This is a genomic window from Streptomyces sp. EDA2-14, from assembly GCF_054963755.1.
In genome coordinates, this window is record NZ_JBUEGE010000023.1 from 1 (window position 1) to 24,162 (window position 24,162).

The following is a 24,162-nucleotide window of genomic DNA, read 5'->3' on the forward strand; positions in this document are numbered from 1 at the left end:
GGCCCGCGAGGTGCGCGCCGAGGGCATCACCGCCTCCTTCGAGCTGGACGAGAACTCCCGCTGGCGGCTGCTGAACGGCCTCGACGACATCAGCATCACCCTGCGGAACGAGGAGGACATCGCCGCCTACGAGGCGAAGCGTCCGTCCTTCAAGCCGCAGACGGTCCAGGTCTGAGCCGACCGCGTCCCGCGGGTCCGCTACCGGATCCGTAGCCGGACAAGGCTTATTCAGGCCACATCCACAGGGCCCCGTACCCCCAATCGTGCACCGGTTGGGGGTACTTCTGTGTGTGCCTCCGGGAGGTGTCCGGACCCCCTTGCCGGGGGTGGTGGGGGTGGCTCAACTCCCTTGAATACCAAGGGTGTTCCAGGGGTACGCGTGGATCGGTGTCGCTCTGGGCAGGCAGTTCGTGCGAGGCTCCAGAAGCGGCGCGTGGGGCGGGAGTTGCACCCTGCGGAGGCGACAACTCGCCCCAGATGGCACAATCTGTGCATGGAACACGACGGCCAACTCCAGCTGTACGCGGCGGTCGCGGACCAACTCAAGGAAGCGCACACCAGAGTGCGCACACTGCAAGTCCCGGAGGGCGTACGGATGGCGCTGACCCGGAAGCTGCTGGCCGTCACGGCCGCGGCCAAACACGATCTCGCCGGTGCGGCAAGGCGTCTGGAGCGATTCATGGCGGACCTCGACGACTTCGAAGAGGGCTCCATCACTGAAGAGGAACTCTGAGACTGCCTAGTTCGTTGCGGCACAAGGGTGATTAGCCCGTTTCGCGTTTGATTTGCGGTATATATCTGCCTAACGTGCGAAAAAGCCGGTGCGAAAGAGATTCGTTCCGGCAATGTCTCCGAAGGGGAAGACGTGAACAAGGCGCAGCTCGTAGAAGCCATTGCCGACAAGGTGGGCGGCCGTCAGCAGGCCGCTGACGCCGTCGACGCCGTTCTCGACGCCATCGTGCGTTCCGTGGTCAGCGGTGACCGTGTCTCGGTCACGGGCTTCGGCTCGTTCGAGAAGGTCGACCGCCCGGCCCGGTACGCCCGCAACCCGCAGACCGGTGAGCGCGTCCGGGTGAAGAAGACCTCGGTGCCGCGTTTCCGCGCGGGCCAGGGCTTCAAGGACCTCGTCGCGGGTTCGAAGAAGCTCCCGAAGAACGACGTCGCGGTCAAGAAGGCGCCCAAGGGCAGCCTGAGCGGCGGCGCTTCGGCGACGGTCAAGAAGGCTGCGGCCAAGAAGACCACCGCCAAGAAGGCCGCGGCCAAGAAGGCGACCACCGCCAAGAAGACGACGGCGAAGAAGACCACCGCCGCCGCCAAGAAGACCACGGCGAAGAAGACGACGGCCAAGAAGGCGGCTCCGGCCAAGAAGGCCACCACCGCCAAGAAGGCCACGGCCAAGAAGGCGGCTCCGGCCAAGAAGGCCACCACCGCCAAGAAGGCCACCGCGAAGAAGACGGCGCCCGCCACGAAGGCCACGGCCAAGAAGGCGCCCGCCAAGAAGTCGACGGCGCGCAAGACCACCGCCAAGAAGGCCACCGCCCGCAAGAAGTAAGTCGCTTCTCGGGCGTACGCCATCAGGTTGCTCACGCGTCGGGCCGGGCTCCCCACGGGGAGACCGGCCCGCGGTGTGTCCGGGGCTTCGGACCGGGCTTTCGGTCCGGGTTCTCAGAAGGTCTGCAGCGTGACCAGAGTGATCTGCCGCGCGTCGCCCTCGCCCCGCACCTCGATGCGCACCCGCTGGCCAGGGCGGAGCAGCCGCAGGCCGCCCGCGTCGAAGGCGGCGGCGTCGAAGGAGACGGGGGTCCCGTCGTCCAGCAGGACGCTGCCGGAGCGGGTTTCGGAGTCGTACGTGTACGCGGTGGCCTGCATACGGGCAGCGTACTCAGTGACCGGCTCAGTCCGGGATCAGGAGCCCCGCCGCGGCCCTCGCGGTGTGCGGGCCGACGCCGAGGGCCAGCGCCGCGCGCAGGTCGTCCCCGGTGTCGACGTCCTGGCGCACCGAGTCGGTGCCCTCGACAGGGAGTTCCACGGCGCCCGACGCCGTGTGGCGGGCGCGGGACGCCCCGCCGAATCCGGGCAGCAATTCCGTGCCGGGGGTCGCGGACAAGAGCGTTGTGCCGATTCCGGCGGCATCGGGCAGAAAAGCGCGGGGGAATGCGGCGGCCGAGGCGAGAACGCGGGCCAATTCCGTGGGGCGCAGCGCCGGCAGATCGGCGTTCAGGGCCGCCATGGCGGCAGCCGGGCGCGCGGAGCGCACGGATGCCGCTCCGTGGGCGAGAGCGGCGTTGAGGCCCGCCTGCGGGGTGTCGGGGACGATGCGGGCGCCCAGAGCAGCCAGTTCGCGCGCCGCGCGGGGGTCGTCAGTGACGACCACCACATCACGTACCGCCGCACAGGATCCCGCCGCGGCGACGGTGTCCTGGGCGAACGCGAGGGCGATGCCTGGGCGCAGGGCGTCTCCCGCCGTCGGGGCAAGCCTGCTCTTGGCCCGTACCAGCGGTTTCAGCGGTATCACCAGGGTCCACTGCACGCGCCTATTGTGACCTGTGCATGAGGTACGGCTGTCCGTGCGGGCGTACGGTGTTCTCGACAGACCGGTGGGCCGGGGCCACACTTGTGCGGCCCCCAGGCCCCCCTAGAGGAAGGTGTCCGAGTGTCCCGCCGCAGAATCGGCTTCTGGTACCGCTTCGCCGCGGTCCTCTGCAAACCACCGCTGGTGGTTCTGTTCAAGCGGGACTGGCGCGGAATGGAGAACATTCCGGCCGACGGAGGCTTTATCACCGCGGTCAACCACAATTCGCATCTGGACCCGTTCCTCTACGCCCACTTTCAGTACAACACGGGACGGGTCCCGCGTTTCCTCGCCAAGCACGGCCTCTTCAAGAAGGGGTTCGTGGGCGCAGCGATGCGCGGCACCGGACAGATTCCCGTGTACCGGGAGTCCACGAACGCGCTGAGCGCCTTCCGTGCCGCGATCGACGCCGTGGAGCGCGGCGAATGCGTCGCCTTCTATCCGGAGGGCACGCTCACCCGCGATCCCCAACTGTGGCCGATGACCGGAAAGACCGGAGTCGCGCGCGTGGCGCTGCAGACCAAGTGCCCGGTGATTCCGGTCGGCCAGTGGGGCGCCACCGAAGCGCTCGCGCCGTACTCCAAGAAGCCCGACTTCTTTCCGCGCAAGACGCACCACGTACTCGCCGGCCGGCCCGTCGACCTCTCCGCGTTCTACGACCGTGAGATCACGCCCGACCTCCTGAAGGAGGCGACCGAGGTCATCATGACCGCGATCACCGCCGAGGTGGAGGAGCTGCGCGGCGAGAAGGCCCCGCAGAAGCGTTACGACCCGCGTGAGGCGCGCATCGAGCAGCGCCGCAAGTCGCAGGCCGTCAAGGGCAGTTCGGCGACCGCCGGCGGCACGACCGAGGAGAGCAGCAAGTGACCCGACCCGTGCAGGCCGCCGTCTTCGGCACCGGATCCTGGGGCACCGCGTTCGCGATGGTGCTCGCGGACGCGGGCTGCGACGTCACCCTCTGGGCCCGTCGCGCCGAACTCGCCGAGGCCGTCAACTCGACGCGTACGAACCCGGATTACCTGCCCGGTGTGGAGCTCCCGGAGAACGTGCGGGCCACCACCGACCCGGCCGAGGCGGCCGCGGGAGCCGACTTCACGGTGCTCGCCGTGCCCTCGCAGACGCTGCGCCAGAACCTGGGGGAGTGGGCGCCGCTGCTCGCCCCCGACACCGTGCTCGTCTCGCTCATGAAGGGCGTCGAGCTGGGGTCTGCGATGCGCATGAGCGAGGTCATCGAGGACGTCACGAAGGTCGGCGAGGACCGCATCGCGATCGTCACCGGGCCCAACCTGGCGCGCGAGATCGCCGCCCGGCAGCCCGCCGCCGCGGTCGTCGCCTGCCGCGACGAGTCCGTGGCCCAGCGCCTCCAAGTCGCCAGCCACACCCCGTACTTCAGGCCGTACACCAACACCGACGTGGTCGGCTGCGAGCTCGGCGGCGCCGTCAAGAACGTCATCGGGCTCGCCGTCGGCATCGCGGACGGCATGGGCCTCGGCGACAACACGAAGGGCTCGCTCATCACGCGCGGGCTCGCGGAGACGACGCGGCTCGGGCTCGCCATGGGCGCGGACCCGCTGACGTTCTCCGGACTCGCGGGCCTCGGCGACCTCGTGGCCACCTGCTCCTCGCCGCTGTCGCGCAACCACACCTTCGGCACGAACCTCGGCAAGGGCATGACCCTGGAGGAGACGATCGCGGTCACCAAGCAGACCGCGGAGGGCGTCAAGTCCTGCGAGTCGGTGCTCGACCTGGCCCGCCGTCACGGCGTGGACATGCCCATCACGGAGACCGTCGTCGCGATCGTCCACGAGGGCAAGTCCCCGGTCGTCGCGGTGAAGGAGCTCATGTCGCGCTCCGCCAAGCCGGAACGACGCTGAGCGACGGCGGCACGGCGAGGCTCTGCGGGCGCTGACTCTCGTACTACCAGCAGGTACGCTCAACGCGATATGAGCAGCGAGAACCTCTCCCAGAGCCCTGCGTCCACCGCGGGTGGGCCCAAGCCGCGTGTGGCCGTCGTCTTCGGTGGTCGCAGCTCCGAGCACGGCGTCTCCGTGGTCACGGCCGGCGCCGTGCTGCGCGCCATAGACCGCACCAAGTACGACGTGCTGCCGGTCGGCATCACGCGTGAGGGGCGTTGGGCGCTGACGGCGGACGACCCGGAGCGGATGGCCATCACCGACCGCCAGGTGCCCGACGTCGCCGATCTCGCCGAGTCGCCCGAGGGCGGCGTGGTGCTCCCGGTCGACCCGAGCTCCCGCGAAGTCGTCTACAACGAGCCGGGATCCGTCCCCAAGGCCCTCGGCGAGGTCGACGTGGTCTTCCCCGTGCTGCACGGCCCGTACGGCGAGGACGGCACCATCCAGGGCCTCCTGGACCTCTCCGGCACCCCGTACGTCGGCTGCGGTGTGCTCTCCTCGGCCGTCGGCCAGGACAAGGAGTACATGAAGCGGATCTTCACGTCCTTCGGGCTGAAGGTCGGGCCGTACCTGGTGATCCGGCCCCGCGAGTGGGAGCAGGACCAGGAAGGCGCCCGCCGCCGCGTCGCCGACTTCGTCGGGGACCACGGCTGGCCGCTGTTCATCAAGCCCGCGCGCGCGGGTTCGTCGATCGGCATCACGAAGGTCGACTCCTTCGAGGGGCTCGACGAGGCGATCGAGACCGCCCGTGAGCACGACCCGAAGGTGATCGTCGAGGCGGGCATCGTCGGGCGCGAGATCGAGTGCGGCGTCCTGGAGTTCGAGGACGGGCCGCGCGCCTCCGTCCCGGCCGAGATCCCGCCGGCCGACTCCCACGCGTTCTACGACTTCGAGGCGAAGTACATCGACTCCGCCGCCGGCATCGTGCCCGCGCCGCTGAGCGAGGAGCAGACCGCCGAGGTCCGCAGGCTCGCCGTCGACGCCTTCGAGGCCATGTCCTGCGAGGGTCTGGTACGGGCGGACTTCTTCCTCGACGAGGGCGGCGAGTTCGTCATCAACGAGATCAACACCCTGCCGGGCTTCACGCCGATCTCCATGTACCCGCGGATGTGGCAGGAGAGCGGGGTCAGCTACCCGGAGCTGGTGGACCGGCTCATCGAGGCGGCGCTGCGGCGGTCGACCGGGCTGCGGTAGACCGCGACCTCCGGTGAAGTGTCTAGTCGGCGATCCCCTTGGGGATCGCCTTCTTGATGGGTCCTGCCAGGTCGACCAGGGACCCCGCCCCGTTCTTGGCGACCTCGTCCTTGGGGATCGTCACCTCCACGAAGGCGAGCCGGCCGCCCGTCGTCATGCGCTGCGCGCCGTCGTCGAGTTCGTCCGCGACCCAGCCGACGCCGTCGATCGTCGCCGTGTTGCTGCTCGTCTTCAACGCCGCGTCGGGCCACGGCACGCCGCAGCGCAGTATGATCGCGGGGCTTCCCCACGCCGCGGTGAGCTCCGAGCCCGGTTCGGGATCATTGCGCTCGAGTCCGTCGACCTTCTCCGGCAGGACCTTGTCCAGGTTCCGGCACAGCTTGGCGGCCTTCGCGTCCGGAGTGGGAACCGCCGCCTTAGGCGCCTCGTCCGTCGAAGCGCAGCCCGCGGTGGCGATCAGCAAGGAGAGCGAGGGCACCGCGATGGACAGGCGCTTCAGCCGGCCGTGCCGGATCCGGTGACGATATGACTTCACCGGCACAGCGTAGACGGGGGCTACAGGTGGACGACCGGGCAGGTCAGCGTGCGCGTGATGCCGTCCACCTGCTGGACCTTGGCGACCACCATGCGGCCCAGCTCGTCGACCGTGTCGGCCTGCGCGCGCACGATCACGTCGTAGGGGCCGGTGACGTCCTCGGCCTGGATCACTCCTGGAATCTTCCCGATCAGCTCGGCGACGGTAGACGCCTTGCCTACTTCGGTCTGGATCAGGATGTACGCCTGTACCACGGAACCTCCAGGGCGGCCACGAGGATCATCACGAGGATCATGTGGGGAGAAGGGACGCCACGTTATCGCGTCACCGCTCGCCGCGGGGAGACCCGGTGGCGACTGTGGCGCCGGACGGACGTGGAAGGCAGGCCCGTGACAAGAACCGTACCCATGACAGAGTCGGCCCGCGACCGCAAGCGGGCCGGGGCAGACGGCCCTGGCGGGCGCAAGCGTTCCGGGGCAGAAAGGGCAGCACGCGTATGAAGGGCACCGTCGGCGAGTTGGGGGAGTTCGGCCTCATCAGAGAGCTGACCTCGCGGCTCACCACCACCCCGGCCGTACGCATCGGTCCCGGTGACGACGCCGCCGTGATCGCGGCGCCGGACCGCAGGGTCGTCGCCAGCACGGACGTCCTGCTGGAGAACCGCCACTTCCGGCGCGACTGGTCCACCGCGTACGACGTCGGGCGCAAGGCCGCCGCGCAGAACCTCGCGGACATCGCGGCCATGGGCGCCGTGCCGACCGCGCTGCTGCTCGGCCTCGTGGTGCCCGCCGAGCTGCCCGCGTCCTGGCCCTCGGAGCTGATGGACGGACTGCGCGACGAGTGCCAGGTGGCGGGCGCCGCCGTGGTCGGCGGCGACGTCGTGCGCGGCGACACGATCACCGTGGCGATCACCGCGCTCGGCGACATGCAGGGCCACGAGCCGGTGACCCGCGCCGGTGCGCAGCCCGGTGACGTGGTGGCCGTGACCGGCTGGCTCGGCTGGTCGGCCGCTGGATACGCGGTGCTTTCGCGCGGCTTCCGCTCGCCGCGCGCCTTCGTGGAGGCGCACCGCCGCCCCGAACCGCCGTACCACGCGGGTCCCGCCGCCGCCGGGCTCGGCGCCACCGCCATGTGCGACGTGAGCGACGGGCTCATCGCGGACCTGGGGCACATCGCCGAGTCGAGCAAGGTCCGGATCGACATCAGGTCGGGTCAGGTGGACGTGCCCTCGCAGATGGGCGACATCGGGCAGGCCGTCGGCGTCGACCCGTTGCAGTGGGTGCTGACCGGGGGAGAGGACCACGCGATCGTGGCCACCTTCCCGCCGTCCGTGAAGCTGCCCGCGCGCTGGAAGGTGATCGGCGAGGTGCGGGGGCCCTCGGCGCTGCCCCAGGTGACCGTGGACGGGGAGCCGTGGGCCAACCAGAGCGGCTGGGACCACTTCGGCGGGGAGATCGAGTCCTAGCCCCAATATCGAGTCCTGGCCCCAGTCGAGTCCCGGTTCCACGGGGGCGCAGGGCACAAAAAAGAGCCGGTCCCCGAGGGGACCGGCTCTTTAAAGCAACCAGCGAGGTGGCCGCGCTAAGCGTTACGTCAGCGCGCGACCTTGCCGGCCTTGATGCACGAGGTGCAGGCGTTGAGGCGCTTCGGCGTCCCACCGACCACTGCACGCACACGCTGGATGTTCGGGTTCCAGCGACGGGGCGTACGGCGGTGCGAGTGCGAGATGTTGTTGCCGAAGCCCGGCCCCTTGCCGCAGACGTCGCAGTTGGCAGCCACGGGTCACTCCAAAGACTTCAGATGCACTTACGGTTGATCCCGGCATGCCGGGATCGAGATCGGAGGATCTGAGTGGCGGTGCCAGGGGATGGCCCGACGGATATCGGGCAACCCGAGCAGCATACAACGGCTGCGTCGGTAGAACGAAACTACCATGGCTGGTCGGGCCCCCCGCCCGGGCTCCGGACCGGCCCCGGGACCGGGCCCGCCCTGTGGAAGGCGGCCTTCCGGGGTCTACTCTGCGATGCCAGTCCCGCTGCTCGAGGAGGCGCAGGTGCCGCAGGTGCTCGACGTGATCGCGGTGCGCGCCTGGTGCTCACTCGCCCTGGAGGCGCTCGGCCGCGACCGCGCGGAGATCGACGCGATCAACGTGTATCCGGTCGCCGACGGGGACACCGGCACCAACCTCTATCTGACCCTCGAGTCCGCGCACCAGGCGGTCGAGGCGGTCTTCGCGGGGCTCGAGGCGGGGCCCGAGCCGGCCGCCCCCTCGCTCCCGGAAGTGATGCGCGCCATGGCGCACGGCGCCCTCATCGGCGCCTGCGGCAACTCGGGGACGATCCTCGCGCAGCTGCTGCGGGGCATGGCGCAGGTGCTCGCGGACGGCGTGGGGAGTGACGGAGATCATGCCGCGGGCGCCGATTCCGGTGCCCCGGGTCCCGGCGCCGACGCGGGTGCGCTGCGGCTCGCGCTGGGCCGGGCCGCCGAGTCCGCGCGCGAGGCGGTCGCCCATCCCGTGGAGGGCACCGTCCTGACCGTGGCCACGGCGGCCGCGCAGGCCGCCTCCGGGGTCGACGGGGACTGCCGGGACGTGGTCCGTGCCGCCTACGAAGGTGCGTGCGTGGCGCTCGACGCGACGCCGGGCCAGCTCGCCGCCCTGAACAGCGCGGGGGTCGTGGACGCGGGGGGCCGGGGGCTCGTGGCCGTGCTCGGGGCGCTGAGCGAGGCCGTCTCCGGGGAGGCGCCGGTGCGCCGGGGCGGAGACGGTGTCCACGCGCGCGTGGACGTGGTTCCCGACGGAGTGCTGCTCGAATGCCCCGAGGACGAGGGCGCCGCGGGGCCCGCCTTCGAGGTCATCTACCTGCTGGAAGCGGACGACCGGTCCGTGGCCCGGCTGCGGACCCGGCTCGACGCTCTCGGGGACTCGCTGGTCGTCGTGGGCGGGGACGGCCTGTGGAACGTCCACGTGCACGTGGACGACGCCGGTGCGGCCGTCGAGGCGGGCGTCGAGGCCGGGCGCCCCTATCGCATCCGCATCACCCACTTCGGGCTCGGCGACGTGCACGCGACGCACTCCTCGACGCCGCGCGAGCGCGTCCAGCGGGCCGTCGTGGCGGTCGTGCCGGGCGACGGGCTCGCCGGGCTCTACCGGGAGGCGGGCGCCACGACCGTGCCCGACCGGCCCGGCGAACCGCCCGCCAGCGGGGAGCTCGTCGACGCGATACGGCGGGCCCACGCGCGCGAGGTGGTGCTGCTGCCGAACGACGCCGAGCTGCGGCACACCGCCGCGGCGGCGGCCGAGCAGGCCCGCTCCGAGGGGCTGCGGATCGCGCTCATCCCGACCCGCTCGGCGGTCCAGGGCATCGCCGCGCTCGCCGTCCACGAGCCCGACCGGCGCTTCGACGAGGACGTCGTGGCGATGACGTCGGCCGCGGGGGCGACCCGGTACGGCGAACTGGCCGTCGCCGAGCGGCAGTCGTGGACCATGGCGGGCATCTGCCAGGCCGGTGACGTCCTCGGCCTCATCGACGGCGACGTGGCCGTCATCGGCGGCGAGGTCCCGGCGACGGCCCGCACGGTCCTCGACCGGATGCTCGCCGCGGGCGGCGAACTCGTCACGCTCGTCCTCGGCGAGGAGGTCTCGGACGAGGTCGCGGCCGGCCTCGAACAGCACGTGCGCGAGTCCCACTTGGCCGTGGACACGGTGGTGTACCGCGGCGGGCGGCAGTCGGCGCTGATGCTGATCGGCGTCGAGTAGGGGTCCGGTCCGGCGGGACCGTCAGCGGATGCCCTTGCGGCGCAGGGTCCCCGCCAGCTCGTCCGCGTGCCGGCGCAGGGTCTCGGCGACGCGGGTGAGCTCGTCGCCGCGGGCGCGGGACAGCGGCATCGAGCAGCTGATCGCGTCGGTCGCCGGGATGCGGTAGCCGACGGCGGCCGCCACGCAGCACAGCCCCGCGGTGTTCTGCTCCCGCTCGATCGCCCAGCCGCGCTCCCGGCTCTCCTCCAGCTCGGCGTGGAGCGCCGTGCGCGTGGCCACCGTGTGCTCGGTCAGCTGCCGCAGCCCGTCGTCCGGCAGGATCGCGTCGACCTCGGCGGGGGTGCGCTCGGCGAGCAGGGCCTTGCCCAGTGAGGTGGCGTGCGCCGGCAGTTGTCGGCCCACGCGGGACACGAGGCGCTTGGGCTCCGTGACCTCACGGCTGGCCAGGTAGATGACGTTGGGGGCGTCCAGGCGCGCGTAGTGCACGGTGTAACCGGTCTCGGCCCGCAGGCTCTCCAGCTGCTGGACGGCGAAGGGCAGCGCGGGGTCGTGGTCGAGGTAGGCGGTGCCGGCGAGCAGGGCGCGCGGCCCGATGCCGTACGTCTGCTCGCCGTCGGAGGTCTCGATCCACTTCAGCGTCGTCAGCGTGCGCAGCAGGGCGTACAGGCTGGAGCGGGGGTAGCCGGTCAGCTCCTGCAGCCGGCCCAGGCTGAGGCCGTCCGCCGACTCGGCGAGCGTTTCCATGATCCGCGCGGTGCGCTCCGCGGACTTGACCAGGCCGCGGCCCGACCCGGTGTCCGCAGGGCCCGACGAGGCGCTGTCTGCTGCCACCTTCACCCCCCTGAACGTCCGGCTCATCGTAGGGGACGGGGCGGCGGGAACCGGCTGCCCGGACCAGTGGAATCGGATGCGCCGGAATCACATACGCAAGTCTTGTCTACGTACGTAGACGCGTGCCAGTATCCCGTCATGGCTGACACTGAGAGGCACCGGATCGCCGAGGTGCGCGTGACGCCGGTGGCCTTCCGCGACCTTCCGCTGCTCAACTCCGTAGGTGTGCACGAGCCGTTCGCGCTGCGCTCGGTGGTCGAGGTGGTGACCGACAGCGGCCTGAGCGGGCTCGGGGAGTCCTACGGGGACCTGCCGCACCTGCGCCGACTGGAACGGGCCGGAAGACACCTGGCCGGTACCGAGATCTTCGACCTCAACGGCGTGTGGCGCGCCGTCAACGAATCGCTGGCCGCCGACAGCGGTGTGGGCGGGCACGGGATGAGCGGGATGGTGACCGACAGCTCGCTCGCCGACCGGGTCGTCTCGCCCTTCGAGGTCGCCGCGCTCGACCTTCAGGGCAAGGTCGTCGGCCGCCCGGTGAGCGATCTGCTGGGCGGCGCCGTCCGTGACCGCGTCGCCTACAGCGCGTACCTCTTCTACAAGTGGGCCGGCCACCCCGGCCAGGACGACGACGAGTGGGGCGCCGCGCTCGACCCCGAGGGGCTGGTCCGCCAGGCACACCGCATCATCGACACGTACGGCTTCGGCGCGATCAAGCTGAAGGGCGGTGTCCTCCCGCCGGAGGAGGAGATCGAGGCGGTACGCGCGCTGCGCGCCGCCTTCCCTGACCTGCCACTGCGGCTCGACCCCAACGGGGCGTGGAGCGTGGACAGTTCGGTCAAGGTCGGGCAGGAGCTCGACGGGGTCGTCGAGTACCTGGAGGACCCGACGCCCGGCATCGAGGGCATGGCCCGCGTCGCGCGCGAGGTGTCCATGCCGCTCGCCACCAACATGTGCGTGGTCGCGTTCAAGCACCTGCCGCCCGCCGTGCGGCAGAACGCGGTCCAGGTGGTCCTCTCCGACCACCACTTCTGGGGCGGCCTGCGCCGGTCCCAGCGGCTCGGCGCGATCTGCGAGACGTTCGGCATGGGTCTGTCCATGCACTCCAACTCGCATCTGGGCATCAGCCTCGCGGCCATGACCCACCTCGCCGCCGCCACCCCGAACCTCGACTACGCCTGCGACACGCACTGGCCGTGGAAGGACCCGGCCGAGGACGTCGTCGTGCCGGGTGCGCTCACGTTCCGGGGCGGCGCGGTCGCGGTGCCCACCGCACCGGGGCTCGGCGTGGAGCTCGACCGTGACGCGCTCGCCCGCCTGCACGAGCAGTACGTCACGTGCGGCATCCGAGAGCGCGACGACACCGCCTACATGCGCCGCTTCCGGCCGGAGTTCGACCCGACGGTGCCGCGGTGGTGAGCGGGGGAGCGGCGGCGCCGCTGGAGGTCCTGGTCACCGAACCCGTCATGGGGCGGTTCAGGGACGTGCTCACCGAAGGCAGCACGCACCGCTGGACCTTCGTGTACGGCGACGACCCCGGGGCCCGCACGGAAGCCGCGGCCACCGCCGACGTCCTCGTGTGCTCCGCGGCCGACCGTGAGCTGCTGACCGGCATGGAGCGGCTGCGGCTGCTGCACGTGACCGGGGCTGGCTACGACAAGGTGCCGCTCGACGCGCTGCGGCCCGGAGTGCGGGTGGCGAACACCTTCCACCACGGCCGTTCCATCGCCGAACACGTGGTGATGGTGTCGATGATGCTGCTGCGCGACGTGGCACGCGGCGAGCGGGACATGCGGGCCGGTGTCTGGCGCAACGCCATGGTGGACCGGACCTACCCCTTCGGCGGTGTCCTCGCGGGACGCACCCTCGGCGTCCTGGGCATGGGCGAGATCGGCGGCGAAGTGGCGCGCCTTGCGGGCGCGTTGGGCATGCGGGTGCGTACCGTGCGCCGCGATCCGGCCGCGCCGCCGCCTTCCGGGGTGGACCTGGAGTGGGTGGGCGGGCAGGACCGGCTGCACGAGCTGCTGGCCGCCTGCGACGTGGTCGTGGTGACCGTGCCGCTGAGCGAGGAGACGCGCGGCCTGGTGGGCGCGGCCGAGCTTGCGGTGATGAAGCGGTCCGCCGTGCTCGTCAACGTGGCCCGTGGCGCGGTGGTCGACGAGAAGGCGCTGCACGCCGCGCTGAGCGAGGGCCGCCTCGCCGGCGCGGGCCTCGACGTGTGGTGGCGCAACCCGCGCGAGCCCGCGGCGCCGCCGCCCTCGCACCTCGACTTCACCGGGTTCGACAACGTGGTGCTCACGCCGCACCAGTCGGGCCACACCGAGGAGACCTTCCGCGGCCGGGCCGAGGACATCAGGGCGAACGTCGAGGCGCTCGCCGAGGGGCGGCCGCTGCGCAACCTCGTGCGGGAGTGACGGTCACAGCAGCTGCTCCCCGATCAGCAGCACCGCCCCCAGCGTCGACACCCCGATCGCGACCAGGCGCAGCCGCCGCGCGTCCAGGAAGCGGTTGACGTAGCGGGACAGGGCGTAGCCGAGGACCGATGCGGGGGCCAGTACGGCGGACATCAGGAGGGTGTGCCTGCCGATGGCCCCCGTGGACGCGAGCGTCGCGAGGGACAGCACCGAGCCGACGAGGAAGAACCCGCTCATGGTGCCGCGCAGCACCGGCGCGTCCTTGCCCTGCCAGACCAGGGCCATCGGCGGCCCACCGATCGAGGTCGCCGTGCCGAGCAGGCCGGACGCGGACCCGGCCAGCACCAGGGTCGGCCGGTGCGGGCGCGGGGCCCAGCCGAAGCAGGTCAGGACGATGCCGAGGAGCACCACCCCGGACAGCATCAGGGTGAGCCCCTGCGGCGGCAGCGCGGTCACGAGCAGCGCCCCGGCGACCGTGCCGGGCACCCGGCCGACCAGCGCCCAGCCGGTGCCCCGCAGATCGATGTGCTGCCGCTCGGTCACCGTCACCAGGAGGGTGAGCACGCCCGCCTGAATGATCAGCGTCCCCGGCACCAGGGACGGGTCGACGAAGGCGACCACCGGCGCCGCGAGCATTCCCATGCCGAAGCCGATGGACGCCTGGAGACAGGCGGCGAGCACCACCGCGACCGCGACGACCAGACAGCCGGTGAGCGTCATCGGGCGCCCCCGCCCCCGCCCGCGGCCACGGGCCCCGCGGCGTCCTGGAGCGGATGGAAACAGGCGGCCGTGTGCCCCGGGTCCCGCGGGTCGGCGGCCGGGCCGGGCGCCGCCGAGGCGCACGCGTCGGTCGCCTTCCAGCAGCGCGTACGGAAACGGCAGCCGGAGGGCGGCGAGAGCGGCGACGGCAACTCGCCCTGGAGGATGATCTGTTCGCGGCGCGCGCCGGTGTCCAGCGAGGGCGCGGCCGACATCAGCGCCGAACTGTACGGGTGCAGGGCGCGGTTGAAGACGGACTCCGTGTCGCCCTGCTCCACGATCCCGCCCAGGTACATCACCAGCACGCGGTCCGCGACGTGCCGCACCACCGACAGGTCGTGGGAGATGAAGAGATAGCTGACGCCGAGCTGCCGCTGCAGGTCGTTGAGGAGATTGAGCACCTGGGCCTGCACGGACAGGTCGAGCGCGGAGACCGGCTCGTCGCAGATGATCACGTCGGGGGAGAGGGCGAGCGCACGGGCGATGCCGATGCGCTGGCGCTGACCGCCGGAGAACTCCTGCGGGTAGCGGTGCTCGTCGCCCCTGCGCAGCCCGACGAGGTCGAGCAGCTCCCGTATGCGGGCGGATCGTTCCGCGGCCGTGCGGTGCAGGGTCCTGTGGGTGCGCCACGGTTCGGCGATGATCTGGCCCGCCGTCATTCTGGCGTTGAGCGAGGCGAACGGGTCCTGGAAGACCATCTGCACCCGGCGCCGCCAGGCCAGCAGCTCCGTCCCCTTGAGCGCGAACGGGTCCACGCCGTCGAAGCGGATCTCGCCGCCGTCGGGCCGCTCCAGCATGAGGAGCGTGCGGGCCAGCGTGGACTTGCCGCAGCCCGACTCCCCGACGAGGCCGAGGGTCTCGCCGCGCCGCAGGTCGAAGGAGATGCCGTTCAGGGCCCGCAGACTGCGCCCCTTGCCCGAACCCTGGACCTGGAAGGTCTTGGTGAGTTCGCGTACCTGGAGAAGCGGCTCATGGCTCATCGGTTCACCTCGTCGGAGAAGTGGCAGGCGGCCGTGCGGCCCGGCGCGACCTCGGTCGGCCCGGGGCGCTTCGCACGGCACAGGTCGCGCACCAGTGGGCAGCGGTCCTGGTAGACACAGCCGGCCGGGATGGAGTGGAGCTCCGGCGGGGCGCCGCCGATGGACTTCAGATCCTCCCCGCGTGCGGCGTGCACCGGCACCGAGTCCAGCAGGCCCTTCGTGTACGGATGCCGGGGAGCGCCGAACACCTCTCGTACGGGCCCCGACTCGACCACGTTGCCCGCGTACATCACCACGACCTCGTCGGCCTGCTCGGAGACGAGCGCCAGGTCGTGGGTGATCAGGACGACGCTCATGTCCCGCTCGGCGCGCAGGTCCCGCAGCAGTTGCATGATCTGCGCCTGCACGGTGACGTCGAGGGCCGTCGTCGGCTCGTCGGCGAGCAGCACGGACGGGGAGAGCGCGACCGCGATGGCGATGAGGAGACGCTGGCGCATGCCGCCGGAGAACTGGTGCGGATAGGCGTCCACCCGGCTCTCCGGCTCCGGGATGCCGACCCGGGCCATCAGCTCGATCGCCTCCCTGCGGGCCTCCTTGCGGGACATCCCGCGGTGGATCCGGAACGGCTCGGCGAGCTGGGTGCCCACCGTGTAGACCGGGTTGAGGGCGGTGAGCGCGTCCTGGAAGACGATGGCGAGTCCGGGCCCCGCGAGCGCGCGGCGGGTCCGCTCGTCGGCCGCGATGAGGTCGGTGCCGTCGAGCAGCACCCGGCCCCCGCTCACCTCGGCGGCCGGGCCCAGCAGGGACACGACGGCCTGCGCGGTCATCGACTTGCCGCAGCCCGACTCGCCGAGCAGGGCCAGCGTCCGGCCGCGCCGCGCCCGGAAACTGACCTTGTCCACGGCGCGTACGGTGCCCTGCGGAGTGCGGATGTCGACGCTGAGGTCCTCGACTTCGAGGGCCGTGGCGGTGGTGGTGGTCGCGGTCACGACGTGGCCTCCTGCGGAGCCGGGGTGGCGCGGCGGCGCGCCGTGCGGGGCAGCGCGAGGCGCCAGCGCTGCGCGGGATCGGTGGCGAGCCGCGCCCAGGAGGCGAGCACGGTCGCCGACACCGTCGTGACGACGATGGCGAGGCCGGGGAAGAACGTCAGCCACCAGGCGCTCTGCAGATACGTCCGCCCCTGCGAGACCATCAACCCCCAGCTCACGTCGGGCGGTTGGATGCCGATGCCGAGGAAGCTCAGCGAGGACTCGGCGAGCATCACGTAGCAGAATTCGAGCGTCGCGAGGGTCAGCAGCGTCGGCAGCACGATCGGGAACACGTGCCGGCGGATGATCGCCCCGCTGGACGTGCCGAAGGTGCGCGCCGCGTCCACGAACAGGCGGCTCTGCAGCTCGGCGGACTCGGATCGGGCGGTGCGCAGATAGACCGGGAGCCGGGTGACGGTGAGCACCAGGACGAGGTTGGCGATGCTCGGCGAGAAGACGAAGAGCACGACGACCGCCATGAGCAGCGAGGGGAAGCTCATGATGACGTCGGCGATCCGCATCGCGACCGTCTCCCTGCGACCGCGGTGGTAGCCCGCCCACATGCCGATCAGCGAGCCGACGGCCAGGGCCAGCAGCACCGCGGGCACGGCCACGCTGAACGTGGTGCGGGCCGCGACGACGAGCCGGGCCAGCACGCTCTGGCCGAGCGGATCGGTGCCGAGGACCCCCAGCCAGCCGTGGTCGAGGGAGAACGGCGCCTGGTTGGCGTTCGTCAGGTCCTGGTCCGTGGCGGCGTCGCCGAGCAGGGGCGGGCCGAGGAGCGCGGTGAGCGCGATCAGGGCGAGCAGCACGGCCGCCACGGTGGCGACCCGGTCGCGCAACAGCATTCGCCACAAGGGGACCTGGCTGCCACGGGGCGGGGAGGGCTCGGCCTCGGCGGGTGCGGTGTCGGGCAGGGGCTCGGGCACGGGCTTGTCGATCGAGGTACTCACGGAGTCCTCCTCAGGCCGTCGCCGTCTCGCGTACGCGCGCGTCGAGCAGCGCGTAGCAGACGTCGATGAGGATGTTGAGCGCGAAGATGGTGATCGCGGTGATCAGCACCGCGGCCTGGAGTACCGCGAAGTCGCGGCCCAGGATGGAGTCGATCATCAGTTTCCCGATGCCCGGCCAGCCGAAGATGGTCTCCACCACCACGGCCCCGTTGACCAGGGAGACGGCGAGGTCGCCCGCGACGGTGAGCGCGGGCGCGGCGGCGTTGCGCAGCGCGTGGTGGCTGACCACGCGGACGCTGCCGGCGCCCTTGCTGCGCGCCAGACGCACGTACGGGGCGGAGAGCGCGGAGACCATGGCGCCGCGCACCACCTGGGTGAGGACGCCGAGCGGCCGGATCGCCAGCGTGGCCACCGGCAGCACCCACGAGAGCATGCCGTCGGTGACGCCGGACGTCGGCAGCACCCCGAGCGTCACGGAGAAGATCCATACGCCGGTGATCGCGAACCAGAAGTCGGGCACGCTCGCGGCGGTCATGGACAGGAACGAAGAGACACGGTCGGCGAAGGAGTTGGGCCGGTAGGCGGCCCAGCTGCCGATGACCACCGCGCCGACGACGGCGATCAGCATCGTCGTGAAGGCGAGCTGCAGCGTGGCGGGGAAGGCCCGCAGCGCCATCGTCGCCGCGGACTCGCCGGTGCGCAGCGATTCGCCGAAGTCGAGCCGGAGGACACCGCCGAAGTAGTCGGTGATCTGCTGCCAGATCGAGTCGTCGAAGCCGTTGCGCGCGGCGAAGGCGGCGCGCTGGGCCGGGGTGGCGGATTCGGGCAGGTACAAGGACGAGGGATCGCCGGTGAGCCGCGCGAGGACGAAGACCCCGAGGAGCACCGCGACCAGCGGCAGGATGCTGGTCAGCGCGCGGCGGCGGAGGAAATGGAACATCGCTGTCCCCAAGTCGGAGATGGACCGGGCGGCGGGCCCGCGCTGCACGCGTCGCGCGCCCGCCGCGCGATCAGTCGGAGTGGGTGAACTCGGCGAGGCGCATCTCGTCACCGGTCGAGGAGTTCGGCCGGTACCGGACCCCCGGGGCGAGCGCGATGATGCCGTACATGTGCGCGATATAGGCGTACTGGGCGATCTCGGTCGGCTCCTCGGAGAAGATCCGGGCCAGCGCCTTCTGGCGGTCCGCCCCGGTCAGCGCCTCGGCGGCGCGGATCCTCCGGTCGAACGCGGCGGTCCCGCCGGAGCTCTGGAAGCCCTTGCTCAGGAGGTACTGGTCCATGGTGAAGGCGGCGTCACCGGCCTGGTTCCCGTGCTGGATCAGCATCAGATAGGGGCCCGGATTGTCGGGGAAGGGGCGTTCCTGGAACTCGGAGCTGCCCGCGGTGTCCGTCATCCGGATCTTGATGTCGAGGCCCAGCTGGGCCAATTCGTGCTGGACGACCTGCACGGTCTCTTCGATCTTCGGGAACTGTGCGGTGCGGGCGACCAGTTGGATCTGCCTGCTCACGTCGACCCCGTCGGCCTTGGCCTCGGCCAGTAGCTTCCTGGCCTTCGCGGGATCGGTCGGCCAGGGCTTCAGCTGTGTGTCGTATCCGGTGACCCCGGAGCGGACGAGCTGGGCGGCGACCTTCGCGTCGCCCTGGTAGAGGGAGTCGACGATGCCCTTGCGGTTGATCGCGTAGTTGATCGCCTGGCGTACGCGCCTGTCGTTCAGCGGGGCCTCGGTGTACTGCATCCGCAGGGCGGTGGTCTCGTTGTTGCGGTAGGGGACCGCGGTGTCGCCCGCGCCGTCCTGCGGGCCGATCGACGTGGCCACGTCCGCCTCGCCGTTGGTGACCATGGAGGCGCGGACGCTGCCCTCGGGGCGCCACTGGTAGAGGGCGTCGCGGTACGCGGGGGCCTTGCCCCAGTACCGCTTGTTCGCCGCGAGGGAGAGCCGCAGGCCGGGCTCCCAGTCGGCTATGCGGTACGGGCCCGTGCCGATCGGCTCGCGCACCTTTTTGTCCGGGGCGGTGGACGTCGGCACCATCTCGACGAAGGAGAGCCGCAGCGGAAGGATCGGGTCGGCCTCGGGGGTCGTCACCTTCAGCGTGTGGGCGTCGGGCGTCGCCACTTTCACGTCCATGTCCCCGAAGACGTAGCCCTCGACGTCGCAGCCGAAGTCGGAGTTGACCGCCCGGTCGATGGAGAACGCGGCGTCCTTCGCGTCGAAGCGGGATCCGTCACTGAAGCGGACGCCCTTGCGGATGGCGTACGTCCACTCGGTGGCGGAGGTGCGTTTCCACCCGGTCGCGAGCTTCGGTGTCAGCTCCCCGGACCGCGGATCGCGCTCGGTGAGCGGCTCGGTGATGTTGGAGCGCGTCACGACGCCCGTGGTGGTCTGCGAGCCGTCGCAGGGCTCCAGGGTGTTCGGTTCCTCCGGCAGCACGATCCGGAGGGTGTCCTTGCCCGCCGTCACCGACGCGCTGTTGGCCACGGTGCAGGCGCTGAGGGGGAGCGTGCAGACGAGCGTCAGAGCGAGAGTGGCCCGCCGGCGGCGCGTACCGGCCCGGGCGCGACCGTGGGTGAGAACTGGGGGCATGGGGCTTCCTCCACCGCGACAGACGCACAGCCTGTCCACGGATGTAGACGCCGTTTCAATTTGTGGACGCACGGTAAGTGTGGGTTCTGAGACGCGTCAAGAGATTGCACAGGCACGGAAGTTGAGGTGTGGCGGCGCTCCGGGCGGGCGCGGGCGGGAAGGGCGGACAGGAATGGCGTACGCATATGTAGACGGCATTCCTATCCGTGATCGATGTCTGCTAGCTTGCGCCGAGCCGGCCTCATCCGCCACTGACCCTGGAGATGTTCGATGGCCCGTTTCTCACCCGACGACCTGCGCCGCGTCCTGGGCTCCGGCCTGCTGTCCTTCCCCGTCACCCACACCACCGCGGACCACGCCTTCGACGAGCCGGCCTACCGGGCCCACCTGCGGCGCCTGACCGGGTACGACGTGGCCGGCCTCTTCGCCCCGGGCGGCACCGGGGAGTTCTTCTCGCTCAGCCACACCGACGTCGACGCCGTGCTGCGGGCGACCGTCGCCGAGGCGCCGGACGGGCTGCCGGTCGTCGGGGCGGCCGGTTACGGCACGGCGACCGCGGTGGAGATGGCCCGGCGCGCGGAGGAGGGCGGGGCCGACGGCATCCTGCTGCTGCCGCCCTACCTCACCGAGGTCGGCCAGGAGGGGCTCTACGAACACGTGGCACGGGTCTGCGCCGCCACCTCGCTCGGCGTGATCGTGTACCACCGGGCCAACGCCCGCTTCCGCGCGGAGACGGTGGACCGGCTCGTCGCCCGCTTCCCCAACCTCATCGGATTCAAGGACGGCGTCTGCGACATCGACCTGATGGCCCGGCTGCACGCCGAGCACGACGGCCGGCTCGTCCTCATCGGCGGCCTCCCGACGGCCGAGACCTACGCCCTGCCCTACCTCGAACTCGGCGCCACCACCTACTCGTCGGCCATCTTCAACTTCGCTCCCCAGTGGGCCTGCGACTTCTACGCCGCCGTCCGCGCCCATGACAGGGAGCAGGTCTACGACCGGCTGCGCGAGTTCGTCCTGCCCTACATCGCCCTGCGCGACCGGCGGCCCGGCTACGCGGTGTCGATCGTGAAGGCGGGCCTGACCGTCTCCGGTCACTCCGCGGGCCCGGTCCGCCCACCGCTGACCGACCTCACCGAGGCGGAGCACGCGGAACTCGCCGAACTCGTGAAGAAGGTGGTCTGACATGTCCCGTACCGAAGCGCCCGCCGGCCGCGTCCTCGCCGTCGGCTCGCTCAAGCCCTCGCTCGCGCAGACGCTGCGCGGCACGTACGACGCCCTCGTCCTTCCGGAGGAGGGGCCTGAGCGCGACGCCTTCCTCGCGGAGCACGGGGGTGCGGTCGGCGTCGTCGTCACCTCGGGGCGTGCGGGGGTCGACGCCGGACTCATGGACGCGCTTCCGCGCCTGGGCGCCGTCGTGAACTTCGGCGTCGGCTACGACACCACCGACGTCGAGCTCGCCCGGCGGCGCGGCATCCTGGTGAGCAACACCCCCGACGTGCTCACCGACTGCGTCGCCGACACCGCGCTCGGCCTCACGCTCGACACGCTGCGCGGACTCTCCGCGGCCGACCGCTACGTACGGGCGGGACGCTGGCCGCGCGAGGGCGCCTTCCCGCTGGCGCGGCGGGTCAGCGGCGCCCGGATCGGCGTGCTCGGCCTCGGCCGGATCGGCCGGGCCGTCGCCACCCGGTTCGCCGCCATGGGCTGCCCGATCAGCTACCACAGCCGCCGCGAGGTCCCCGGCGTCGACTACGCGTACGCGGCCTCGCCCGCCGAACTCGCCGCGGCCGTCGACGTCCTGGTGATCGCCACCTCGGGCGGCGCCGCCACCCAGGGCCTCGTCTCCCGCGAGGTCCTGGAGGCGCTCGGACCCGAGGGGTACCTCGTCAACATCGCGCGCGGCAGCGTGGTCGACGAGACGGCGCTGGTCGAGCTCCTGACCACGGGCGGCCTCGCCGGCGCGGGACTCGACGTCTTCGCCGCCGAACCGCACGTGCCGCAGGAGCTCCTCGCCCTGGACAACGTGGTGCTCACGCCGCACCTCGCCAGCGGCACCGACCAGACCCGCGACGAGATGGAACGGCTGACCCTCGACAACCTGACCTCGTACCTGGAGCACGGGAAGCTGGTGACGCCGGTTCCCGAGATGGGCTGAGGCCCGTTTCAGGGAGGCGTTCGGCCATTGTCAGTGGCGTGGTGTGCAATGGATCTCGTGCCCGCGCTCGAAGAACCACTGAAGAAGGTGCTCGGCCCCGCCACCGCGAAGGTGATGGCCGAGCATCTCGGCCTGCACACGGTCGGCGACCTGCTCCACCACTACCCGCGCAGATACGCGGAGCGGGGCGAGCTCACCCGCCTCGCCGAGCTGCCGCTCGACGAGCACGTCACGGTCGTCGCCCAGGTCGCCACCGCCCGCATCCTGAAGTTCAACGGCGGCAGGGGCCAGCGCCTCGAAGTCACCATCACCGACGGCAGCGGCCAGCTCCAGCTCGTCTTCTTCGGCCGCGGCATCCACAAGCCGCACAAGGACCTGCTGCCCGGCACCCGCGCGATGTTCGCCGGCAAGGTCTCGGTCTTCAACCGCAAGATGCAACTGGCGCACCCCGCGTACCAGTTGCTGAACGCCGAGTCCTCCGAGGACGCCGCAGAGGCCGTCGGATCGTGGGCCGGGGCGCTCCTGCCGATCTACCCGGCCACCGCCAAGCTGGAGTCCTGGAAGATCGCCAAGGCGGTCGACCTGGTGCTGCCCAGCGCGCGCGAGGCCGAGGACCCGCTGCCCGAGTCGCTGCGCGAGGGTCGCGGCCTGGTCCCGCTGCCCGAGGCCCTGCTCAAGATCCATCGGCCGCATGCGAAGGACGACATCGCCGCCGCCCGTGACCGCCTGAAGTGGGACGAGGCGTTCGTCCTCCAAGTGGCCCTCGCCCGGCGCCGGTTCGCGGAGACACAGCTGACGGCGGTCGCGCGCGCTCCCAAGCCGGACGGCCTGCTGACGGCCTTCGACGCGAAGCTGCCCTTCACGCTCACCGACGGCCAGCAGAAGGTCTCCATGGAGATCTTCGACGACCTGGCCACCGAGCATCCGATGCACCGGCTGCTCCAGGGCGAAGTGGGCTCCGGCAAGACGATGGTGGCGCTGCGCGCCATGCTCGCCGTCGTCGACGCGGGCGGTCAGGCCGCGATGCTCGCGCCCACCGAAGTCCTCGCCCAGCAGCACCACCGCTCCATCACCGAGATGATGGGCGAGCTGGCCGAGGGCGGCATGCTGGGCGGCTCCGAGCACGCCACCAAGGTCGTCCTCCTCACCGGCTCCATGGGCATGGCCGCCCGCCGCCAGGCCCTGCTCGACCTCGCCACGGCCGAGGCCGGCATCGTCATCGGTACGCACGCGCTGATCGAGGACAAGGTGCAGTTCGACGACTTGGGCCTGGTCGTCGTCGACGAGCAGCACCGCTTCGGTGTGGAGCAGCGCGACGCGCTGCGCTCCAAGGGCAAGCAGCCCCCGCACCTCCTCGTCATGACGGCGACGCCGATCCCGCGCACGGTGGCCATGACGGTCTTCGGCGATCTGGAGACGTCCGTCCTCGACCAGCTGCCGGCCGGCCGCTCGCCGATCGCCAGCCACGTGGTCCCGGCGGCCGACAAGCCGCACTTCCTCGCGCGCGCCTGGGAGCGCGTGCGGGAGGAGGTGAGCAAGGGGCACCAGGCGTACGTGGTCTGCCCCCGCATCGGCGACGACGAGGACGAGAAGCCCAAGAAGGGCGCCGCCAAGAAGCAGTCCGCGGAGGACGAGGCGGAGAAGCGGCCGCCGCTCGCCGTGCTCGACGTCGCGGACGAGCTGGCGCACGGGGCGCTCCAGGGCCTCAAGGTCGAGGTACTGCACGGTCGTATGCAGCCCGACGACAAGGACGCGGTGATGCGCCGGTTCGCGGCGGGGGAGACGGACGTCCTGGTGGCGACGACCGTCATCGAGGTCGGTGTGAACGTGCCGAACGCGACGGCGATGGTGATCATGGACGCCGACCGGTTCGGCGTCTCGCAGCTCCACCAGTTGCGGGGCCGTGTGGGCCGTGGCTCGGCGGCGGGTCTGTGCCTTCTGGTCACCGAGATGCCCGAGGCCAGCCCGGCCCGCGCCCGGCTCGGCGCGGTCGCCTCCACGCTCGACGGGTTCGAGCTCTCCCGCATCGACCTGGAGCAGCGGCGTGAGGGCGACGTCCTCGGCCAGGCCCAGTCCGGTGTGCGCTCGTCGCTGCGCATGCTGGCCGTGATCGAGGACGAGGAGATCATCGCGGAGGCGCGGGAGGAGGCCACGAAGGTGGTCACGGCGGACCCGGAGCTGGACCGCCTGCCGGCCCTGCGCATCGCCCTGGACGCCCTCCTGGACGAGGAGCGCGAACAGTACCTGGACAAGGGCTGACCCACCCCGCGTCGCCCGTCTTCCAAGGCCCGGGCACTTCAAGCCCCGCCGGCGATTGAGGCGCGGGGTCCGGGGCGGAGCCCCGATCTTTTCAGCCCCTGCGGCGATTGAGCAGCGGGGTCCGGGGCGGAGCCCCGTGGCGTGGGGGCGGGGGCCGCAGGTTGCCCGGCAGGCGAGGGATGTCGGCGTCCTGACAGACTGGACCCGCACCACAAGCCGCGGAAGAC

General features: G+C 71.5%; 24 protein-coding genes and 1 pseudogene. 13 read left to right on the forward strand and 12 right to left on the reverse strand.

The genetic code is table 11. From position 1 onward, the window contains the following. The 3 genes and pseudogenes from ACY34M_RS35840 to ACY34M_RS35850 form a co-directional block, all read left to right on the forward strand. Window positions 1-175, forward strand: a pseudogene (locus tag ACY34M_RS35840) (3-isopropylmalate dehydratase small subunit); the annotation flags it as partial. Between the two features lie 318 nt (window positions 176-493). Beyond that, complete coding sequence (locus ACY34M_RS35845; protein WP_462722736.1) at window positions 494-733, forward strand: SCO5555 family protein; 240 nt, start codon at window positions 494-496, stop codon at window positions 731-733. 132 nt (window positions 734-865) lie between these two features. Next, entirely contained in the window at window positions 866-1,552 is a 687-nt protein-coding gene (locus ACY34M_RS35850) for an HU family DNA-binding protein (protein ID WP_462722735.1), read from the forward strand. Between the two features lie 113 nt (window positions 1,553-1,665). On the opposite strand, the gene ACY34M_RS35855 is transcribed toward ACY34M_RS35850, so the two are convergent. Together ACY34M_RS35855 and cofC are read right to left on the reverse strand one after the other, a co-directional pair. Continuing rightward, window positions 1,666-1,869 carry a hypothetical protein gene (locus ACY34M_RS35855; RefSeq protein ID WP_462722734.1) on the reverse strand — a complete coding sequence of 68 codons (204 nt, stop codon included), beginning with the start codon at window positions 1,867-1,869 and terminating at the stop codon, window positions 1,666-1,668. A gap of 25 nt (window positions 1,870-1,894) precedes the next feature. Next, window positions 1,895-2,530, reverse strand: coding sequence for a 2-phospho-L-lactate guanylyltransferase (gene cofC, locus ACY34M_RS35860; protein WP_462722733.1), 636 nt, complete (start codon window positions 2,528-2,530; stop codon window positions 1,895-1,897). A gap of 123 nt (window positions 2,531-2,653) precedes the next feature. On the opposite strand from cofC, the gene ACY34M_RS35865 reads away from it, so the two are divergent. The 3 genes from ACY34M_RS35865 to ACY34M_RS35875 all read left to right on the forward strand — a co-directional run bounded on the left by ACY34M_RS35865 (window position 2,654) and on the right by ACY34M_RS35875 (window position 5,679). Then, entirely contained in the window at window positions 2,654-3,439 is a 786-nt protein-coding gene (locus tag ACY34M_RS35865) for a lysophospholipid acyltransferase family protein (RefSeq protein WP_462722732.1), read from the forward strand. Further along, window positions 3,436-4,446, forward strand: coding sequence for an NAD(P)H-dependent glycerol-3-phosphate dehydrogenase (locus ACY34M_RS35870; RefSeq protein ID WP_462722731.1), 1,011 nt, complete (start codon window positions 3,436-3,438; stop codon window positions 4,444-4,446). Before ACY34M_RS35865 ends, ACY34M_RS35870 begins: the two co-directional genes overlap by 4 nt. A 69-nt stretch (window positions 4,447-4,515) precedes the next feature. Beyond that, a complete protein-coding gene (locus tag ACY34M_RS35875; RefSeq protein WP_462722730.1) occupies window positions 4,516-5,679 on the forward strand; it encodes a D-alanine--D-alanine ligase family protein in 1,164 nt (387 codons plus the stop codon). 22 nt (window positions 5,680-5,701) lie between these two features. On the opposite strand, the gene ACY34M_RS35880 is transcribed toward ACY34M_RS35875, so the two are convergent. Continuing rightward, window positions 5,702-6,214: a DUF3515 domain-containing protein gene (locus tag ACY34M_RS35880; RefSeq protein ID WP_462722729.1), complete on the reverse strand. Its 513-nt coding sequence runs from the start codon at window positions 6,212-6,214 to the stop codon at window positions 5,702-5,704. A gap of 20 nt (window positions 6,215-6,234) precedes the next feature. Next, complete coding sequence (locus ACY34M_RS35885; protein WP_016642988.1) at window positions 6,235-6,468, reverse strand: Lrp/AsnC family transcriptional regulator; 234 nt, start codon at window positions 6,466-6,468, stop codon at window positions 6,235-6,237. Window positions 6,469-6,710: 242 nt separating this feature from the next. Here ACY34M_RS35885 and ACY34M_RS35890 point away from each other — a divergent pair, with 242 nt between their 5' ends. Next, complete coding sequence (locus tag ACY34M_RS35890; protein WP_462722728.1) at window positions 6,711-7,679, forward strand: thiamine-phosphate kinase; 969 nt, start codon at window positions 6,711-6,713, stop codon at window positions 7,677-7,679. Window positions 7,680-7,807: 128 nt separating this feature from the next. On the opposite strand, the gene rpmB is transcribed toward ACY34M_RS35890, so the two are convergent. After that, a complete protein-coding gene (gene rpmB, locus ACY34M_RS35895; RefSeq protein WP_462722727.1) occupies window positions 7,808-7,993 on the reverse strand; it encodes a 50S ribosomal protein L28 in 186 nt (61 codons plus the stop codon). A gap of 244 nt (window positions 7,994-8,237) precedes the next feature. Between rpmB and ACY34M_RS35900 the strand changes: the two genes are divergently transcribed. Further along, window positions 8,238-9,971: a DAK2 domain-containing protein gene (locus tag ACY34M_RS35900; protein WP_462722726.1), complete on the forward strand. Its 1,734-nt coding sequence runs from the start codon at window positions 8,238-8,240 to the stop codon at window positions 9,969-9,971. Window positions 9,972-9,992: 21 nt separating this feature from the next. Here ACY34M_RS35900 and ACY34M_RS35905 read toward each other — a convergent pair whose 3' ends face one another. Continuing rightward, on the reverse strand, window positions 9,993-10,802 hold the full coding sequence (locus ACY34M_RS35905) for an IclR family transcriptional regulator (RefSeq protein ID WP_462722725.1): 810 nt from the start codon (window positions 10,800-10,802) through the stop codon (window positions 9,993-9,995). A 138-nt stretch (window positions 10,803-10,940) separates the two neighbouring features. On the opposite strand from ACY34M_RS35905, the gene ACY34M_RS35910 reads away from it, so the two are divergent. Both ACY34M_RS35910 and ACY34M_RS35915 read left to right on the forward strand, forming a co-directional pair. Beyond that, window positions 10,941-12,221: a glucarate dehydratase family protein gene (locus ACY34M_RS35910; RefSeq protein WP_462722724.1), complete on the forward strand. Its 1,281-nt coding sequence runs from the start codon at window positions 10,941-10,943 to the stop codon at window positions 12,219-12,221. Next, window positions 12,218-13,216, forward strand: a complete 999-nt coding sequence (locus ACY34M_RS35915; RefSeq protein ID WP_462722723.1) for a 2-hydroxyacid dehydrogenase — start codon at window positions 12,218-12,220, stop codon at window positions 13,214-13,216. The genes ACY34M_RS35910 and ACY34M_RS35915 overlap by 4 nt, the downstream gene beginning before the upstream one ends. Window positions 13,217-13,219: 3 nt before the next feature. On the opposite strand, the gene ACY34M_RS35920 is transcribed toward ACY34M_RS35915, so the two are convergent. The 6 genes from ACY34M_RS35920 to ACY34M_RS35945 all read right to left on the reverse strand — a co-directional run bounded on the left by ACY34M_RS35920 (window position 13,220) and on the right by ACY34M_RS35945 (window position 19,518). After that, on the reverse strand, window positions 13,220-13,936 hold the full coding sequence (locus ACY34M_RS35920; RefSeq protein ID WP_462722722.1) for a sulfite exporter TauE/SafE family protein: 717 nt from the start codon (window positions 13,934-13,936) through the stop codon (window positions 13,220-13,222). Then, entirely contained in the window at window positions 13,933-14,955 is a 1,023-nt protein-coding gene (locus ACY34M_RS35925) for an ABC transporter ATP-binding protein (protein ID WP_462722721.1), read from the reverse strand. Before ACY34M_RS35925 ends, ACY34M_RS35920 begins: the two co-directional genes overlap by 4 nt. Continuing rightward, a complete protein-coding gene (locus tag ACY34M_RS35930; protein ID WP_462722720.1) occupies window positions 14,952-15,944 on the reverse strand; it encodes an ABC transporter ATP-binding protein in 993 nt (330 codons plus the stop codon). The genes ACY34M_RS35925 and ACY34M_RS35930 overlap by 4 nt, the downstream gene beginning before the upstream one ends. Then, window positions 15,941-16,936: an ABC transporter permease gene (locus ACY34M_RS35935; RefSeq protein WP_462722719.1), complete on the reverse strand. Its 996-nt coding sequence runs from the start codon at window positions 16,934-16,936 to the stop codon at window positions 15,941-15,943. The genes ACY34M_RS35930 and ACY34M_RS35935 overlap by 4 nt, the downstream gene beginning before the upstream one ends. A 10-nt stretch (window positions 16,937-16,946) precedes the next feature. After that, window positions 16,947-17,876 (reverse strand): ABC transporter permease, encoded by a 930-nt coding sequence (locus ACY34M_RS35940; RefSeq protein WP_462722718.1) that lies wholly within the window; start codon window positions 17,874-17,876, stop codon window positions 16,947-16,949. Between the two features lie 70 nt (window positions 17,877-17,946). Then, complete coding sequence (locus ACY34M_RS35945; protein WP_462722717.1) at window positions 17,947-19,518, reverse strand: ABC transporter substrate-binding protein; 1,572 nt, start codon at window positions 19,516-19,518, stop codon at window positions 17,947-17,949. Between the two features lie 270 nt (window positions 19,519-19,788). On the opposite strand from ACY34M_RS35945, the gene kdgD reads away from it, so the two are divergent. Genes kdgD through recG form a run of 3 tightly spaced genes read left to right on the forward strand, consistent with a single transcriptional unit; the run spans window position 19,789 to window position 23,935 of the window. Beyond that, complete coding sequence (kdgD, locus tag ACY34M_RS35950; RefSeq protein WP_462722716.1) at window positions 19,789-20,703, forward strand: 5-dehydro-4-deoxyglucarate dehydratase; 915 nt, start codon at window positions 19,789-19,791, stop codon at window positions 20,701-20,703. A 1-nt stretch (window position 20,704) separates the two neighbouring features. Then, the gene (locus ACY34M_RS35955; protein ID WP_462722715.1) at window positions 20,705-21,676 is read left to right on the forward strand and encodes a 2-hydroxyacid dehydrogenase; all 972 of its coding nucleotides are present in this window, start codon (window positions 20,705-20,707) and stop codon (window positions 21,674-21,676) included. Between the two features lie 48 nt (window positions 21,677-21,724). Next, window positions 21,725-23,935, forward strand: a complete 2,211-nt coding sequence (gene recG, locus ACY34M_RS35960; protein WP_462722714.1) for an ATP-dependent DNA helicase RecG — start codon at window positions 21,725-21,727, stop codon at window positions 23,933-23,935. The last annotated feature ends 227 nt before the right edge of the window (window positions 23,936-24,162 follow it).